Here is a 15,449-nt window from a genome sequence, read left to right on the forward strand (position 1 = left end):
CACTGATGGAAGAGAGCATCGCCGGGTTCAAACAGCGCGGGCAGTGGGCCGATATCGTCGAACACGGCGAGCGGATCACGCGCGCGCTACGGGAGGCGGGCGTTTCGGGGCCTGCCTTCGAGGAGTGGGACGAGTGGCGACCCAAATCCCACGAGCGCATCGAGACGGACGTCAGCGAGAAGACCGCCGCACAGGCAAGCGTCGGCGAGGGCGAGGGCGAACGCGAGGGAAAGGAGCCCGACGAGGACCTCCAGTCGGCGGGGAAGAGCCTCACGGAGTCCTACGAGAGCCTCGAGGAGGACGACACCGAGGGTGCGATCGACAAGTGGGAAGAATCGGTCGGCTACGTCGCCCGCGCGGCGGATTCGGCGAGCCGGAAGGCGATCCGGGCCGTCGAGGACACCGTCTATCGGAAGGTGATGACCCAGCTCGCGCCCTACTACTTCGACAACGAACTCGTGAGCGCGAACCTCCAGCGCACCACGAGGGGCGAGGTCCCCGAGTTCGTCTTCGAGGTCAACATCAACGACGACCGCCGGAAGGAGGAGGTCTCCGAACGCCTCGTAGAGTACGAGGAGGAGATCGACCGCTGGCACGTCGAGAGCGAAAAGGAGGTCGCGACCGTCGAGGCCGCCGAGGGCGTCGAGCCGACCGACGCCGAAATCGAGGCGACGACCGCGATCCCCGAGGGTGAGAAAAACCCTGCCGAGGAGCTGATCGAACACATCGAGTCGGCCGAACTCGCCGAAGGGGTCGAGACCACCGAGAGTGAACGCGAGACGGCAACGGCCGTCACCGAAGAGGACGACCGGTAGGCCTTAATGGCGGAACCGCCGACTGACCGTTGATGGTCGACGCCGCAACCCTTCTCACCGTTCTCGTCGCCGCGCTCGCGAGTCTCTTCATGGCATGGGCGATCGGCGCGGGCTCCAGCGGCTCGACACCGTTTGCCCCCGCCGTCGGTGCGAACGCCATCTCGGTGATGCGCGCCGGCTTTCTGGTCGGCCTGCTGGGCTTCGCGGGGGCGGTGTTGCAGGGCGCGAACGTCTCTGAGGCCGTCGGACGCGAACTCATCTCGGGGGTCACCCTCTCGGGGGAGGCCGCGACAGTCGGCCTACTGACCGCCGCGACGCTGGTCGCGATCGGCGTCTTCACGGGCTACCCGATCGCCACCGCCTTCACCGTCACGGGCGCGATCGTCGGGGTCGGCCTCGCGCTCGGTGGCGCCCCCGCGTGGGCGAAGTACGCCGAGATCGCCACTCTCTGGGTTCTGACGCCCTTTATCGGCGGCGGGATCGCCTACGGCACGGCCCGCCTGCTGCGTGCGGAGGGGGTTCCCGAACGCTACACCGTCCCCGTCCTTGCCGGGTTGATCGGCGCGCTGCTTGCGAACATCGAGTTCGTTCTCCTGGGGCCGCCCGGCGGGAGTCGCTCGGTCGCCAGAAGCGTCTCGGTCGCGCTCGGGTCGCCGGCGATCGGCGAGGTTGCCGTCGGCGCGATCGGAGCCACCGTGGCGTTCGCGCTCCTCGTCATGCTGGCTGTCGGTCGGGACATGGAACGGGACGCAGACGGCGCTCAGCGCCGATTCTTGCTCGTGTTGGGCGGGCTGGTCGCGTTCTCGGCCGGCGGCAGCCAAGTCGGGCTCGCGATCGGGCCGTTGCTGCCGCTTCTCGACCCGTTCGACCTCTCGGTGACCGCGGTGTTGGTCGGCGGCGGGATCGGGTTGCTCGCCGGGTCGTGGACCGGCGCGCCACGCATGATCAAGGCGATCGCACAGGACTACTCCTCGCTGGGGCCACGCCGGTCGATCGCCGCGCTCATCCCTTCGTTCGCGATCGCGCAGGCCGCTGTGCTGTTTGGCATCCCGGTCTCGTTTAACGAGATCATCGTCAGCGCGGTCGTCGGCGCAGGGTACGCCGCGGGCGGGGGCGGGGTGAGCAAGGCCAAGATGGGATATACCGTCCTCGCGTGGATCGGTTCGCTCGTGCTCTCGATCGTGCTCGGCTACGGGATCTTCACGCTCGTCTTCTCGGTGCTGTGATCAGGCCTCCTGATCGATCTCGGTGGCGTCCTCGTCCTCGTCCTCGTCGTTGGTCGGGTGTTTCTGAATCCGGGCTTTCATGATTCGGGTGTTCTCGACGCTCTCGACCGTAATCTCGACCGAATCGTAGGTGATGGACTCGCCTTCCTCGACGAGGCGACCCGCCCGGTTGAAGATAAAGCCCGCGATGGTCTCGAACTCCTCACCCTCGGGGAGTTCGATCTCCAGCGCCTCGTTGACCTCGTCGATGTTGACCTCGCCGCGAACGACGACCGTGGTCTCGTCGACGTGTTCGACGGGTTCGTCCTCGCCGCCTTCGAGGATCTCGCCGACGACCTCCTCGACGAGGTCCTCCATCGTGACCAGTCCCTCGGTGGTGCCGAACTCGTCGATGACGATCACCATCTTCAGGCGGTCCTCGCGCATCTCGGTGAGCAGTTCGTCGACGTTCTTCGATTCGGGGACGTGCAGCGTCGGGGTGGTGAGATCCGACAGCGGGAGTTTGCCCTCGCCGTACTGCGAGTGGCGTACCAGGTCCCGGATGGTGACGATCCCGATGACGTTGTCGAGGTTGCCCTCGTAAACGGGCAGGCGCTCGTGACCGCTCTGGACGCAGGTCTCGATCGCCTCGTTGACCGACGTCTCGGTGTCGACGGCGGTCATATCGAGACGGGGAGTCATCACCTCCTTTGCGATGGTGTCGGTAAACCGGAAGATGCGCTGGAGCATCTCGTGTTCGTCCTCCTCGATTACCCCTTCACGCTCGCCGGTTTCGAGCATGTCCTGGATCTCGTCGCGGGTGACGTAGGGCGTCTCGATCGCCCCGCCGGTACTGCCGGTGAGGCGGTTGATCTGGCGGGTGAGGTAGTCGAAGAGGACGACCAACGGATACATCAGGTACTCCGCGATCTTCAGCGGGCGGGCGACCCGCCGGGCCCACGACTCGGTGTGTTCGACCGCGTAGGATTTGGGGCCGCTCTCGCCGAACAACAGGACTAGCGCGGTGATGCCGAACGTCGAGAGGACCGCGGCGGTCGCCCCGCCGAGATACAGGCTCAGCAGACTCGTCGAGATTGCCGTCATGGCAATGTTGACGAGGTTGTTGCCTACGAGGATCGTCACCAGCAGGCGGTGAGGGTCCTCCTTGAGCGCCTGGACCATCTCCGCACCCGAGAGGTCCTCCTCGACCATCGCCTCGACGCGGTGTTGGGCCAGCGAGAACATCGCGATCTCCGAGGAGGAGAAGAAGGCGGACAGAGCGACCAGCAACAGGATCGTCGCGACTCCGAGGGCCGTCACCGTTCCGGTGGTGAGTTCGACACCGAGGACGTCGGTCTGGACGAGAAGCGAGAACTCCATTCGGTACCTCCCCTTCAAAGGCGGCGGGATTAAACGTTTCCGCCCCCACGGCCGGGGATCCCGCAGACGCAAGTGCAAGCGGGACCGAACCGTTATAACTGCCCGCCGGCCCAGAACCGGGCATGGAACTGGACCGGGCGGTACGTGCAATCCGGGCGGGCGAACTCGTCGTCTACCCCACGGAAACGGTCTACGGACTGGGCGCGGACGCGCTCGATCCCGCCGCCGTCGAACGCGTCTACGAGGCGAAGGGCAGAGCGCGCTCGAAACCGCTGTCGATGGCCGTCCCCGACGTCGAGGCCGCCGCCCGCCACACGAGCCTCACCGATCACGAGCGGGCGTTCATGCGCGAATTCCTCCCTGGGCCGGTGACGGTGGTCGTCGCCGCCGGCCCCGAGGTGCCAGAGGCACTCACCGCCGGACGGGACCGGGTGGGGATCAGGATCCCGGATCAGGACCTCGCGCTTTCGTTGCTAGAGGAGGTCGCGCCGATCACCGCTACGAGCGCGAACGCCAGCGGACAGTCGAGCGCCCGGCGGGTCGCGGATCTCGATGCGGGAGTCCGGCGGGCCGCCGCCTGCGTGCTCGACGGGGGCGAGACGGGCGGCACCGAGAGCACCGTCGTCGACGTCGAGCGCGGCCGGCTCCACCGCCGGGGCGCGCTCGCAGAGGAGATCGAGGCGTGGTTAGAGGCCCAGTAGCGAGCGCAGCGACCGGGTGCGGGTTCCACAGCGATCGCGGTACTCGCAGGACCCGCATTTGGCGCTGTTCTTCAGCCGGGCGGGCGGCCCGTTCATCGACTCGACGGCGCGGATCGCCTCGCGGTAGGCGGCCTTGCGGCGGGTGGTGAGCGAGATTTTCCGGATCACGCCGTACGCAGGGTACTCGACGAAGGCCGTCTCGACTGGCTCCTCGCGTTCCCACGCCAACCCCTTCGCGAGCGCGACCGCCCGCACGGAGTGGGGTTCCCAGACGCCCTGCTCGGGCGGCGAGCCGGGCGAGACGAACGATGGTGCGAGCGGGTCTTCGAGGACTTTGCTCGCGATCCCGCGACACTCCCGACCCGAGAGCAGGACCTCCCTGTGCGGGGGATCGGCGAGGTCGTCCCAACAGTCGAGGCGCTCGCGGGCCCGCCCGAGCGCCTCGCGGTACTCGGTGGGCGGGCGCTCGATCGGTCGCTCCTCAAGAATGGCGTCGCCGGCGAGCAGCGCGTCGTACTCGAAGGCCAGTTCGCGCCGGGCGGCGACCGACGGCGGGATCTCCCGGTCGTCGTCGCGCCGATAGTAGAGCTGGCGGGGACAGTAGGCAGCAGTCGAGAGGTCGCTTACGGCGTACACGGGGCTGTTGGCCGCCTCACCCGATAAAAACCCTCACCTCACATCGAGAGGTCGTTTTCCATCCCCTCGGTCGCCTCCTCGAGACCGTCCTCGCGGGCGTCGCGGGCGAGTTGCGTGGAGAGGTCCCCGTCGGTGACGATCTCCTCGAACTCGTCGCGAAACCGGTCGTTTGCGGTCCGGGCCTCGTCCTGGGTCTCGATCACGCAGATCGCCCGGTCGAGGGTCGCCTCGTCGGCGTCGAGTTCCTCGGCCGGCTCGGCGTCGGTCTCCTTGGTTCGCAGTCGGCGCAGCTCGCGCAGCTCGAAGGGAAAGTCCGTATCGCTCTCGCGAAGCAGATGCAGATCCATCCGCGCACGGACGACCGACGCCTCGTCGACGTCGAGTTCCTCGGCGAGCTCCGCGTCGGAGTCCTCCTCGAAGAACCCCCGCACGAGCCGTCGGTACGAGCCGTGATCCCAGTCGGTTTCGAACGCGTAACGCTCCTCCATCCGTCCGATGACGTCGTCGAGACGTTCGTCTTCGGGCTGCTCGTCGGTCAGGGAGCCGGGGGTCTCCTCTTGGGTTTCGGTGACGGTGCCGTCCTCGGAGACGTCGAGGAAGAGATCCCGCAGTTCCTCCGTTTTCTCGTCCATCGTGAACCCCCTCTCATACGTGTATCGTATAAAGCTTGTCGGCGGCGTTCGCAGGTTCGTCAACCGAAGATTCAATGCAGTTGACGGAGAGACCCGGATGTGATTCGATCGTGAGCACGGAAACGGAGTCGGTCGATCTCGTCGACGATACGACGGTGAAGAACATCGCCCGAGCGGCACTCTTTGCCGCGCTGGCCGGGGCCTTCGCCTACGTCTCGTTCCCCTACCCGCTGTCGCCCGCGCCGGTGACCCTGCAGGTACTGGGGGTCTTTCTCGCCGGGGTCTTTCTGGGTCCGGTCTGGGGCGGGGCGGCGATGGTCCTGTATCTCGTCGCGGGCGCGGTCGGCGCGCCCGTCTTCGCGGGTGGGGAGGCCGGACTCGGGTCGCTGGTCGGGCCGAACGCGGGCTACCTCTGGTCGTACCCGCCCGCGGCGGCCGCGGTCGGCGCGCTCGCGCACGGGCGGGCCGTAGAATCCCCGGCGTCGGTCGGCACCCCGCGGCTGGTCGGGGCGATGGCCCTCGGGGTGTGCGTGATCTACGCGATGGGGGTCGCGGGGTTGATGGCGGTACTTGGCCTCTCGTTGCCGAACGCGCTCCTGACGGGTGCGGTCGTCTTCCTGCCCGCCGAGGCGCTGAAGATGGCCGCGGCCGTCGGGATCGTCCGTAGCGACCGGTTGCGCGCCGCATGATCGAGACGCGCGATCTGACACACGAGTACGACGGCACGCGGGCGCTCGATCGCGTCTCGCTTTCGGTCGCCGACGGCGAGTTCCTCGTACTCGCGGGGCCCAACGGGTCGGGAAAGAGTACGTTAGTACGTCACTGGAACGGACTCATCGAGCCCGACAGGGGCGAGGTGCTGGTCGATGGGCGGCGGGTGGACGAGGACCTCGTGGCCGCCCGGACGAAGGTAGGGATGGTGTTCCAGAACCCCCGAGACGGGTTCGTCGCCGCGACCGTCGGTGCGGACGTCGCCTTCGGCCCGGAGAACCTCGGGCTCGCTCGAAGCGAGATCGAACGCCGGGTCGACGAGGCCCTGGAGGCGGTCGGCCTCGGCGGACGGGGCGACGACCGGATCGAGACGCTCTCGGGGGGCGAACAGGAGCGACTCGCCATCGCGGGCGCGCTGGCGATGGCACCCGCCCATCTAGTGCTCGACGAGCCGTTTACGGGACTCGACGAACCCGCGAGACGAGCGGTCCTCGGTCGACTCGAAGCGCTCTCCGTGGCGGGGACGAGCGTGATCGTCGTCACTCACGACCTGCGGGACGTTCGCGACCTCGCCGACAGGTTGGTCGTCCTCTCGGCGGGTCGGGTGGTTCGGGACGGACCCCCGGAGTCGGTGGACCTCGCGGGGCTTGGCGTCCGGTCCCCATGCTGAGTTACTCTCCAGGGAACTCGCTCGCCCACCGGCTGGATCCGCGGACGAAACTCGCCGTCCAGATCGCCTTTGTCGCCGCGGCGTTCGCCCACACCACGCCCGCCGGGCTGACGGTCCTGAGCCTCCTCGCGCTCTGCGTTCTCGCGAGCGCACGCCTCTCGCCGTTCTCGGCGATCTACGCCTATCGCTTCGCCCTCCCCGTGTTGCTCGTCGGTCCGTTGATCGAGGGCGTGGGGCTCTCAGGGTTCGCTTTCGAGAGAGCGTTCGAGACGAGCCTCGCGAGCTATCGCGTGTTGCTGGTCCTGCTAGTTTCGGCGGCGTACGTCCGCTCGACTCCGGTGAGGGAATCGCGGGCGGCGATCCAGTGGGCCGTTCCCGGCCGGGCGGGCGCCTTCCTGGGGATGGGGACGGCGTTCGTCTTCCGCCTGTTGCCTCTGCTTGTCGTGGACCTGAAACGGACCCGCGAGGCGATGGCCGCCCGACTTTCGAGCGAGCGACCCGTCCACGAACGCATGGCGCTGCTCGCGGTCACAGGTGTAAACCGGGCGCTCGCGCGGGCGGATGGCTTCTCGCTGGCGCTTCGAGCGCGGTGTTTCGCGTGGAACCCGACTCTCCCGCGACTCGCGTTCTCACGCGCGGATTTGCCCGCGCTCGCGCTTGCGTGCGGACTCGCGTTCGCGGCGCTCTACTAACTGCTAACTGCTCCCGACGAGGAGAATCGCTCCGTCGGTGACCTCGGCGATGTCGTCGGCGTGAATCTGCTGTTGGCGCTCCTTTTTCATCTCCGTCCCGGTGAAGTTCACGTAAAACTGCTCACCCTCGATGGCGGTCACGGTGCCGACCTGCCGACCGTCGTTGGCCTCGACCTCCTTTCCGATCAGATCGTCGGTGAGTTCGGTAGTCATGACCGTTTGGAGGTCGGGTGCCCGGCCCGTTAGTACCGCTGCGTGCGATGGCCGGTCACTTGCCGACGGGTTCGCCGGTCGAATCCGGCGTGCCGAGGGGCTCGCGATCCGGGTCCGAGCCCATCGACCGCACCCGAACGCTGGCCATCTTGTAGTCGGGAATCCGACTGACGGAATCGAGTTCCTCTTGGGTCAGGTTGTTGACCGCCCCCGTGGCGAAGTGCATCGGGATGAACACCTTGCCCGGAGCGGTGCGATCGGTGACCGTCGCCTTCACGACGATCGAGCCGCGTTCGGACTCGACTTCGACGTACTCGCCGTCGGCGACGCCGATCTGACCAGCGGTCTCGGGGTGGATCTCGGCGAAGCTCTCGCCGACGTGACCCATCAGGCCCTCGTCGCGCCGGGTGAGCTGGCCGGTATGCCAGTGATAGAGCACCCGCCCGGAGGTCAGCGCGATGGGGAACTCCTCGCCGGGCATCTCGGTCGGATCGCCGAGATCAGCGGGGACGAACCGGGCCTTGCCGTCCTCGAAGTTGAACTCCTCGGTGTAGAGGTTCGCCGTCCCGGGGTGATCCTCGTCGGGGCAGGGCCACTGGAGGCCCTCCCCGCGCTCTTCGAGGCGTTCGTGGGTGATCCCGCCGTAGATCGGCACCAGCTCGTTGATCTCGTCCATGATCTGAGTCGGGTTCTCGTATCCCCACTCGAAACCGAGGCGCTCTGCGAGTTTCTGGACGATCTCCCAGTCGGCGTGGGCCTTCCCCGGCGGGTCGGCCACCGGCCGGACCATCTGGACCCGGCGCTCGGTGTTGGTGACGGTGCCGTACTTCTCGGTGATCGCCGCCGCCGGCAACACGACGTCTGCGTACTCGGCGGTCTCGGTCATGAAGATGTCCTGGACCGCGAGGAAGTCGAGCTTTTCGAGGCTCTCGTGGGCGTTCGTGAGGTCGGGCTCGGAAATCGCGGGGTTCTCCCCGACGACGTACATCCCCCGCAGGTTACCTTCGTCGACCTCGTCGAACATCTCGGTGATGCGCAGGCCGGGCTCGTCGGGCGGCCGGACGTCCCACGCGTCTTCGAACTTCTCGAGGACGTCCTCGTCCGAGAGCTCCTGGTAGCCCGGCAGGGTGTCCGGGATCGGCCCCATGTCGCCGCCTCCGCCTTGGACGTTGTTCTGGCCGCGAAACGGCGAGAGGCCGGCGTTTTCCTTGCCCAGGTGCCCCGTCACCAGCGCGAGATCGGCGAGCGCCAGCACCGTCTGCGTTCCGTACGTGTGCTGGGAGATGCCCATCGCCCAACCGAACACGCAGGTGTCTGCCTCGGCGATCGTCTCGGCGGCGTTCTTCAACTCCTCCGGCGAGACGTTGGTCAGCTCCTCGACCTTCTCAGGGGTGAACTCCCCGACCTTCTCCTTTACCTCCTCGAAGTTCCGGGTGCGCTCCTCGATGAACTCGTCGTCCTGGAGGTCGTTCTCGACGATGTGGCGGATCATCCCGTTGATCCACGCGATGTCGTGGCCGCCCTCGGTGCGGGTGTACTGGTCTGCGTGTTCGGCCAGGTCGATCTTCCGGGGGTCGAAGACGAACAGGTCCGCGCCGTCCCGGACGTTCTGTTTGATGCGGGTCGCGAGCACGGGGTGGCTCTCGGTGGTGTTCGCGCCCGTGATCAGGTAGCAGTCGGTGTTGCCGATGTCCTCGATCCGGTTGGTCATCGCGCCGTAGCCCACGGTCTGTTTCAGCGCCGCGACCGTCGAGGAGTGACACAGCCGCGTGCAGTTGTCGATGTTCTTCGTTCCCAGCACTTGGCGGGCGAACTTCTGGACCGCGAAGTTCTCCTCGTTGGTCGTCTTCGAGGAGGAAAGCACCGAGACCGTGTCGGGGCCGTGCTCGTCTTGGATCTCCGAGAGTCCCTCCGCGACCCGGTCGAGCGCCTCGCCCCAGGTGGCCTCGCGGAATTCGCCGTTTTCCTTGACGAGGGGCTGATCGAGGCGCTCGTCGCTGTTGACGTAGTCGTAGCCGAACTTCCCCTTCACGCAGGTCGAAAAGTCGTTGGCGGGCGTCGCCTCGGGGTCGGCGGGCCGGGCCGCGAGCACCTCGTCGTCCTTGCCGTAGAGATCGAACCGACAGCCCACCGCACAGTACCCGCAGGTCGTTTCGGCTTTATCCATCTGCGAGAGGCGCGCATCGCCGACGGCCTTCCCGATGTCGAACAGTGCGCCCTCGGGCATGCTGTTCGCGGCGGTGAACTCCGCGGCGTGCTCGGCGTCGGCCATCGCCTCGTCGACGACGGTGCGGGCGCGCTTTCCAGCGGCCTCGCGGGCGGCCGTCGCCTCGTGTTTCGCGTGGGCCATAAAGCGCGCGACGCCGGATTTGCCCGCGAGATCGTCGTTCAGGTCCCGTCCCCGAAGGTCGCGGTTGGGCGATTCGGCCGTCTCGATGGTGTCGGCGGGCGTGCGTTCGATGACCGTACCGATGGAGTTCTTCTGGTCGAATCCCGGGAACGGCAGGGTCGTCGCGTCGACCAACCCCTTCTCGGTGAGCGAGCCGGTCGGACAGACCGTCGCACAGTGGCCACACGAGACGCACGTCGAGTCGTCCATCGTCTCGGCCCCGCTCTGGAAGCCGATCCGGGTGTCCGGGCCCGACCCCTCGACCCGGAGGACGCCCTCGACCTGCACGTCGTTGCAGGCCTCGACACACCGGTTACAGAGGATGCACTTGTTCCGGTCGATCTGGATAAAGGAGGAAGTATCGTCGATTGGCTCGTAGGCGTCGCGGTCGTCGAAGACGCCGTAGCGGGGGTGTTCGACGCCGTTCTCGATCGAGGCGTCCTGCAGTTCACACCGGCCGTTCTGCGAGCAGGTCGTACACCGGAGGTTGTGGTTCGAAAGCAGGAGGTCGAGGTTCACGTCGCGGGCCTCGCTCGCGTCACCGGTGTCGGTGTCGACGGTCATGCCGTCCTCGACGGGGTGGCTACAGGCGGGAACGAGCCCCTCCTCGTCCGTTTCGACCACACAGGTGCGACACTCGCTTCGCGGGCCGACCTCGAAACGGCCGTGGTCGCCCGCGTCGCCCTCGTCGCCCCGGTCGTAGTAACAGACCGCCGGAACCGTACCGTCCGTGTCGACGGCCTCGACGGCGTCGAGTAGGGTCGCGCCCTCCTGGACGGCGACGGACTGGCCGTCGACCGTGAGGTGGGCCATCCCCTCCCCGTAGTCGAGGTTCGGGTCGTTTGCCGTCCCGGTCCGGAAGTCCTCGGTCAGGGGCGTATTCGACTGTGGATCCTCGATGTCAGGAACGCGCGGTGTGGGATGGGTACTCATGATTCGACGGTGGATTCGGGGCGTCTGGTCCGCTGGTCGTCCGTACACTCGCCGGCGAGACATTGCCCGCTGGCGTGGGCGGTGAACTCGGTCTCGAAGGCGTCCATCGCGGTCGTCACGGGCCGGGAGGCCGCCCGGCCGAAGTAGCAGGTGCTCGTCCGGCGCATCACCCGTGTGAGCTCGCGAATCGAACCGCTGTCGTACTCGCCGTCGTAGACCTCCCGGAGGAGGGCAACGAGCTGTTTCGAGCCCTCGCGACACGGGACACAGCGCCCGCAGTTCGCCTCGCGGGCGAACCGGGCGCGCTTGCCCGCGAGCGCGACGGTACACCGCGTCCCGTCGAACAGTTCGACGGCCCCGTTGGTCCCGAGGTTCGCAGAATCGAGCGACTGGGCGTTCGCGGGAGTATCGAGCGTCCGGGTGAAGCCGCCAAAGCACCCGCCGACGCAGGCGAGCTTGAAGTCCTCGGCCGGGACGGCTCCCAGTGCCGTTTGGAGCGAGCTCCCGGTCGAAAGCTCGACGGTCGCGCGGTCGGCGTCGTCGACGACAGTCACGATCCGGGTGCCGGGATCGGCGTCGTCGGCGTCGAAGCTCTCGGGCGAGAGCAGCGCCGTCCGGAGCTGTGCGAGCGTCCGGGGGGTGTGGATCGCCGTCGGCCGGCCGAACAGCCCGTGTTCCTCCGGGCCGGGCGGGGTCCGGCGGGCCTCGATCCGGTCTGCGCCTTCGAGCGATTCGAGCGCCATCGTCGGCTCGCCGGCCCGATACTCGTCGGGGCCGCTCGCGATCTGGACGGTCGCCCCGAGCGCGTCGTCGATAGCGTCGGCGGCCGTCTCGCAGCGTTCGAGCGCGAGGTCGTCGGCCTCGTTGGCGTAGACGACCACGTCCGTGGCGCCGACGGCCGCGGCGACCGTGAGCGCCCCGTCGAGGACCGCCACCGGCGCGCTCTTGAGCAACAGCTGATCGGCGTCGGCGGCCGGGTCGGGCTCGTTGCCGTTGACGACGACCACCGGCTCGCCCTCCGCCTCGCGGGTCGCCTCCCAGGCGGACGCGAGGGGCGCGTCGTGGCGGGCGTCGCCCCGACCGCGCCCGAGCAGGCCCAGCGCGTCGACGTCCTCGCACAATCCGCCGGGGTCCTCGCGGGCGTCTTCTGCGACCAGCCGCCCGTAGTCCTCGGGGACGGTCGGCGCGACCCAGCCACAAGGCGCGAGCGCGCCCCGCCGGCCGACCGACAGCGATCCCGTTTCGGGGACCGGCAGCGCCCGGGTGTCGGACTCGTGCTCGACGACGTACCGGGCGTCCCGGGTCGGTAGTTCACCCTCGTCGATCCGCTCGACCAGCGTTCGCGTCTGGGTCGGCGAGCACTCGACGTGATACGCGGTCCAGCCCTCGGCGGTCACCAGAACGACGGGTTCGATCCCGACGGTGCCGATCGGCCCCACTTCGACGACGGGGACGCTCGACGCGGTCGCGCGCGCCGCGTCGAGGACCGCCGCGTGGCGGTCGTCCTCGGCGCTGCAGACGCGCACGACCGGTGATTCGCCGACCGCTCCCCTGTCCACTGTCATACGAAACCCCAGTCGTGACGAGGGCGAAAAAGGTCACGGGCTGCAGGCGCAAACGGGATCGCGGGCCGGATCGACACCCGCGGACGGATTCTTCGAATCGGGCCTGCCAGCGGTCGCGTCGACCGGCGTTTCGCTGACGGTGGTTTCCGAATCACGGTTGTAGTTCACTATTGGTAAAGAAATGACTGTTTACAGTAGTACCAGGTAACTGGCTCCAGAGGGGAGACATTTGGTGGTAAGACTTATGGAGGCGCTACTCCGGTGAACGATTATGCACGTCGCCCAAACGGGTGGGGAGATCACCCGCGAGACGTTCTGGGAGATCGGCCCCCTCGGCAAGGGGATGTTCTACTTCCTCTCGGTCGTCGCCCTCCTCGTGTTCGTCTACGGCGTCTACGAGCGCTTTGCCCGCTACACCGACGGCGAGAGCGATCCCCGCGACCGCCTGAACGATCTCGGTTCCCGGATCGTAAGCGCCGCGCGGATCGTCGGCTCGAACGAGAAGCAGTTCAACCGCGACCTCTACGGCGGGCTGATGCACGCCTTCGTCATGTGGGGGTTTCTCGTGCTCCTGATCGGGACGACGATTCTCTTCGTCGACATGGACTTCTACCGGCCGCTTACAGGCGAGTCGTTCTGGGTCGGGGAGTTCTACCTGGCCTACGCGATCGTGCTCGACGCCTTCGGCCTGCTGTTCGTCGTCGGCCTCGGGATGGCAATGTACCGGCGGTACGTCGTGCGCAACGAACGGTTGTGGGGGAGACACACCGGGTTGGAGGACGACGCGTTCGTCTGGACGCTCTTTCTCCTCGGTGTGGGCGGCTTTCTGGTCCAAGGGGTCGGAATGGTCGGCCAGGAGATCCGCGCCGGCGAAACCGTGAGCTTCGTCGGCGTCTTCACCGCCACGCTACTCGAAGCGGGCGGGCTCACCCCCGAGGGGGCGGCGGCGATCTACCCCGTCGTCTGGTGGCACCACTCGATCCTCGCCTTGGTGTTCGTCGCGTGGGTCCCCTACGCGAAACCGTTTCACATGCTCTCGTCCTTCGCGAACGTCGTCACCCGCGACGAACAGGCCGGCAGAGTACTGCCCAACATCCCGGCGGATCTCGACGCGACCAACGCCGAGTCCATCGACGATTTCACCTGGAAGGAACTGCTCGATCAGGACGCCTGTACCAAGTGTGGCCGGTGTTCGTCGGTCTGTCCCGCGAAAGCCTCCGGGAGGCCGCTCGACCCACGGGACGTGATCCTCGACCTCAAGAGCTACCGCGAGGAGGTCGACGCCGGAGCTGAGGACACGCCCATCATCGCTGATGGGGGCAGTAGCGTCATCGACGCCGAGACGATGGAGTCGTGTATGGCCTGCATGGCCTGCATGGACGCCTGTCCCGTCGAGATCGAGCATCTGAACTCCTTTACCAGGATGAACCGCCAGCTCACCGATCAGGGCGACGTCGATTCGAACATTCAGGGGGTCTTCCAGGACGTGATGCAGAAGGGCAACACGTTCGGCGAGCCCCAGCGCAAACGGGCAACGTGGGCCGAGGAGTTGGAGTTCGACCTGATCGACGCCCGCGAGGAGGAGGTAGAGTACCTCTGGTACGTCGGGGACTACCCGAGCTTCGACGACCGCAACAAAAAGGTGGCGCGCTCCCTTGCGAAACTGTTCGAGCACGCCGACGTCTCCTTTGGCATCCTCTTCGACGACGAGAAATACGACGGCAACGACGTGCGCCGGGTCGGCGAGGAGTTCCTGTATCTCGAACTCGCCGGCCACCACGTCGAGACCTTCGAAGAGTGTGCGTTCGAGAAGATCGTCTGTACGGACCCTCACTCGTACAACACGATGAAAAACGAGTATCCCGAAGTCGACTTCGCGGAGTTCGCCGACGACCCGATGATGCCCTTCGAGTACGACGAGCAGTGGAACGTCGAGGGGGAGATCGAGGTGCTTCACTGGACCCAAGCAATCGAAGACCTCGTTCGCGAGGGACGACTCGGCCTCTCGGGGAGCGAACTCGAGTACACGGTCACGTACCACGACCCCTGTCACCTCGGGCGGTACAACGACGAGTACGAGGCGCCACGGGATCTGGTGCGCGCGACGGGCTGTGACCTCTACGAGATGCCGCGCAACCGGTCGGATTCCTTTTGTTGTGGCGGCGGCGGGGGCGGTCTCTGGATGGAGTTCGACGAGGACCCCAAGCCAAGCGAGGAACGCCTGCGAGAGGCGCTAGAGGACACCGACGCCGGCTCGGGGATCGAGAAGTTCGTCGTCGCCTGCCCGATGTGCATGACGATGTACGAGGACGGCCGGAAGACCGGCGGCTACGAGGAGGACATCGAGATTGTCGACGTGGCCGAACTGCTGATCGAAGCCGTCGAGGCAAAGCGGACGGTCGCAGCGGACTAAGCCGTCTCGACGTATTCGACGGCCGCGTCCGGGGTCTCGACGGTCTCGACACCCGCCACGTCGTGACTCGCGATGCCGGCGACGGGCCGGCCGAAGTCGAGGGCATGAGCGATCTCCGAGAGGGTCCCATAGGAACCGCCGATGGCGATGGCGCCCTCGCCGTTGAGCGCGACGAGGACGTTGCGAGCGTTCCCGATGCCGGTGGCGATCGGGACGTCGACGTAGTCGTTGGCCTCGTTCGGGTCCGTACTCGGCAGGATACCGATCGTGTCCCCTCCGGCCTCCGTCGCGCCGCGACAGGCCGCCTCCATCACGCCCGTCCGGCCGCCACAGACCAGCGTGTGGCCGCGCTCGCCGAGCAGTTCGCCCACCCTCCGAGCGACCGCCGTCTCCTCGTCGCCGACCGTCCCGCCGCCGATGACGCTGACGCGCATACCGGGCGGTCGGCGGGCACAGCCAAAGACCTCCCGACACGCCTTTGGCCGCGACGTGCC

General features: G+C 67.2%; 13 protein-coding genes and 1 pseudogene. 7 read left to right on the forward strand and 7 right to left on the reverse strand.

Annotated elements, in window-relative coordinates:
* Positions 1–5 precede the first annotated feature (5 nt).
* Together HACJB3_RS00410 and HACJB3_RS00415 are read left to right on the forward strand one after the other, a co-directional pair.
* Positions 6–662, forward strand: a pseudogene (locus HACJB3_RS00410) (DUF5828 family protein); the annotation flags it as partial.
* A 185-nt stretch (positions 663–847) separates the two neighbouring features.
* On the forward strand, positions 848–2,041 hold the full coding sequence (locus HACJB3_RS00415; protein ID WP_008419079.1) for an inorganic phosphate transporter: 1,194 nt from the start codon (positions 848–850) through the stop codon (positions 2,039–2,041).
* Here HACJB3_RS00415 and HACJB3_RS00420 read toward each other — a convergent pair whose 3' ends face one another.
* Positions 2,042–3,400, reverse strand: a complete 1,359-nt coding sequence (locus tag HACJB3_RS00420; RefSeq protein ID WP_008419078.1) for a hemolysin family protein — start codon at positions 3,398–3,400, stop codon at positions 2,042–2,044.
* A 122-nt stretch (positions 3,401–3,522) separates the two neighbouring features.
* On the opposite strand from HACJB3_RS00420, the gene HACJB3_RS00425 reads away from it, so the two are divergent.
* Entirely contained in the window at positions 3,523–4,101 is a 579-nt protein-coding gene (locus HACJB3_RS00425) for an L-threonylcarbamoyladenylate synthase (RefSeq protein ID WP_008419077.1), read from the forward strand.
* On the opposite strand, the gene HACJB3_RS00430 is transcribed toward HACJB3_RS00425, so the two are convergent.
* Positions 4,087–4,737 (reverse strand): CRISPR-associated protein Cas4, encoded by a 651-nt coding sequence (locus tag HACJB3_RS00430; protein WP_008419076.1) that lies wholly within the window; start codon positions 4,735–4,737, stop codon positions 4,087–4,089. The two genes, HACJB3_RS00425 and HACJB3_RS00430, sit on opposite strands and share 15 nt — an antisense overlap.
* Positions 4,738–4,775: 38 nt before the next feature.
* The gene (locus HACJB3_RS00435) at positions 4,776–5,369 is read right to left on the reverse strand and encodes a hypothetical protein (RefSeq protein WP_008419075.1); all 594 of its coding nucleotides are present in this window, start codon (positions 5,367–5,369) and stop codon (positions 4,776–4,778) included.
* A 110-nt stretch (positions 5,370–5,479) separates the two neighbouring features.
* Between HACJB3_RS00435 and HACJB3_RS00440 the strand changes: the two genes are divergently transcribed.
* The 3 genes from HACJB3_RS00440 to HACJB3_RS00450 are packed head-to-tail and all read left to right on the forward strand — an operon-like array spanning position 5,480 to position 7,442.
* Complete coding sequence (locus HACJB3_RS00440) at positions 5,480–6,058, forward strand: biotin transporter BioY (RefSeq protein ID WP_049934503.1); 579 nt, start codon at positions 5,480–5,482, stop codon at positions 6,056–6,058.
* Positions 6,055–6,750, forward strand: coding sequence for an energy-coupling factor ABC transporter ATP-binding protein (locus HACJB3_RS00445; RefSeq protein ID WP_008419073.1), 696 nt, complete (start codon positions 6,055–6,057; stop codon positions 6,748–6,750). Before HACJB3_RS00440 ends, HACJB3_RS00445 begins: the two co-directional genes overlap by 4 nt.
* Positions 6,744–7,442, forward strand: a complete 699-nt coding sequence (locus tag HACJB3_RS00450; RefSeq protein WP_008419072.1) for an energy-coupling factor transporter transmembrane component T family protein — start codon at positions 6,744–6,746, stop codon at positions 7,440–7,442. The genes HACJB3_RS00445 and HACJB3_RS00450 overlap by 7 nt, the downstream gene beginning before the upstream one ends.
* 3 nt (positions 7,443–7,445) lie before the next feature.
* On the opposite strand, the gene HACJB3_RS00455 is transcribed toward HACJB3_RS00450, so the two are convergent.
* Genes HACJB3_RS00455 through HACJB3_RS00465 form a run of 3 tightly spaced genes read right to left on the reverse strand, consistent with a single transcriptional unit; the run spans position 7,446 to position 12,542 of the window.
* On the reverse strand, positions 7,446–7,655 hold the full coding sequence (locus HACJB3_RS00455; RefSeq protein WP_008419071.1) for a hypothetical protein: 210 nt from the start codon (positions 7,653–7,655) through the stop codon (positions 7,446–7,448).
* Between the two features lie 55 nt (positions 7,656–7,710).
* Complete coding sequence (fdhF, locus tag HACJB3_RS00460) at positions 7,711–10,977, reverse strand: formate dehydrogenase subunit alpha (RefSeq protein WP_008419069.1); 3,267 nt, start codon at positions 10,975–10,977, stop codon at positions 7,711–7,713.
* Positions 10,974–12,542 (reverse strand): NADH-ubiquinone oxidoreductase-F iron-sulfur binding region domain-containing protein, encoded by a 1,569-nt coding sequence (locus tag HACJB3_RS00465; protein ID WP_013199314.1) that lies wholly within the window; start codon positions 12,540–12,542, stop codon positions 10,974–10,976. The genes fdhF and HACJB3_RS00465 overlap by 4 nt, the downstream gene beginning before the upstream one ends.
* A 271-nt stretch (positions 12,543–12,813) precedes the next feature.
* Here HACJB3_RS00465 and HACJB3_RS00470 point away from each other — a divergent pair, with 271 nt between their 5' ends.
* Positions 12,814–14,955 (forward strand): heterodisulfide reductase-related iron-sulfur binding cluster, encoded by a 2,142-nt coding sequence (locus HACJB3_RS00470; RefSeq protein ID WP_008419065.1) that lies wholly within the window; start codon positions 12,814–12,816, stop codon positions 14,953–14,955.
* Here the strand turns inward: HACJB3_RS00470 and HACJB3_RS00475 are convergent.
* Positions 14,952–15,389 carry a TIGR00725 family protein gene (locus HACJB3_RS00475; protein ID WP_008419064.1) on the reverse strand — a complete coding sequence of 146 codons (438 nt, stop codon included), beginning with the start codon at positions 15,387–15,389 and terminating at the stop codon, positions 14,952–14,954. The genes HACJB3_RS00470 and HACJB3_RS00475 overlap by 4 nt on opposite strands.
* Positions 15,390–15,449 lie beyond the last annotated feature (60 nt).

The sequence above is a fragment of the Halalkalicoccus jeotgali B3 genome, assembly GCF_000196895.1.
In the GTDB taxonomy this organism is placed as follows: domain Archaea; phylum Halobacteriota; class Halobacteria; order Halobacteriales; family Halalkalicoccaceae; genus Halalkalicoccus; species Halalkalicoccus jeotgali.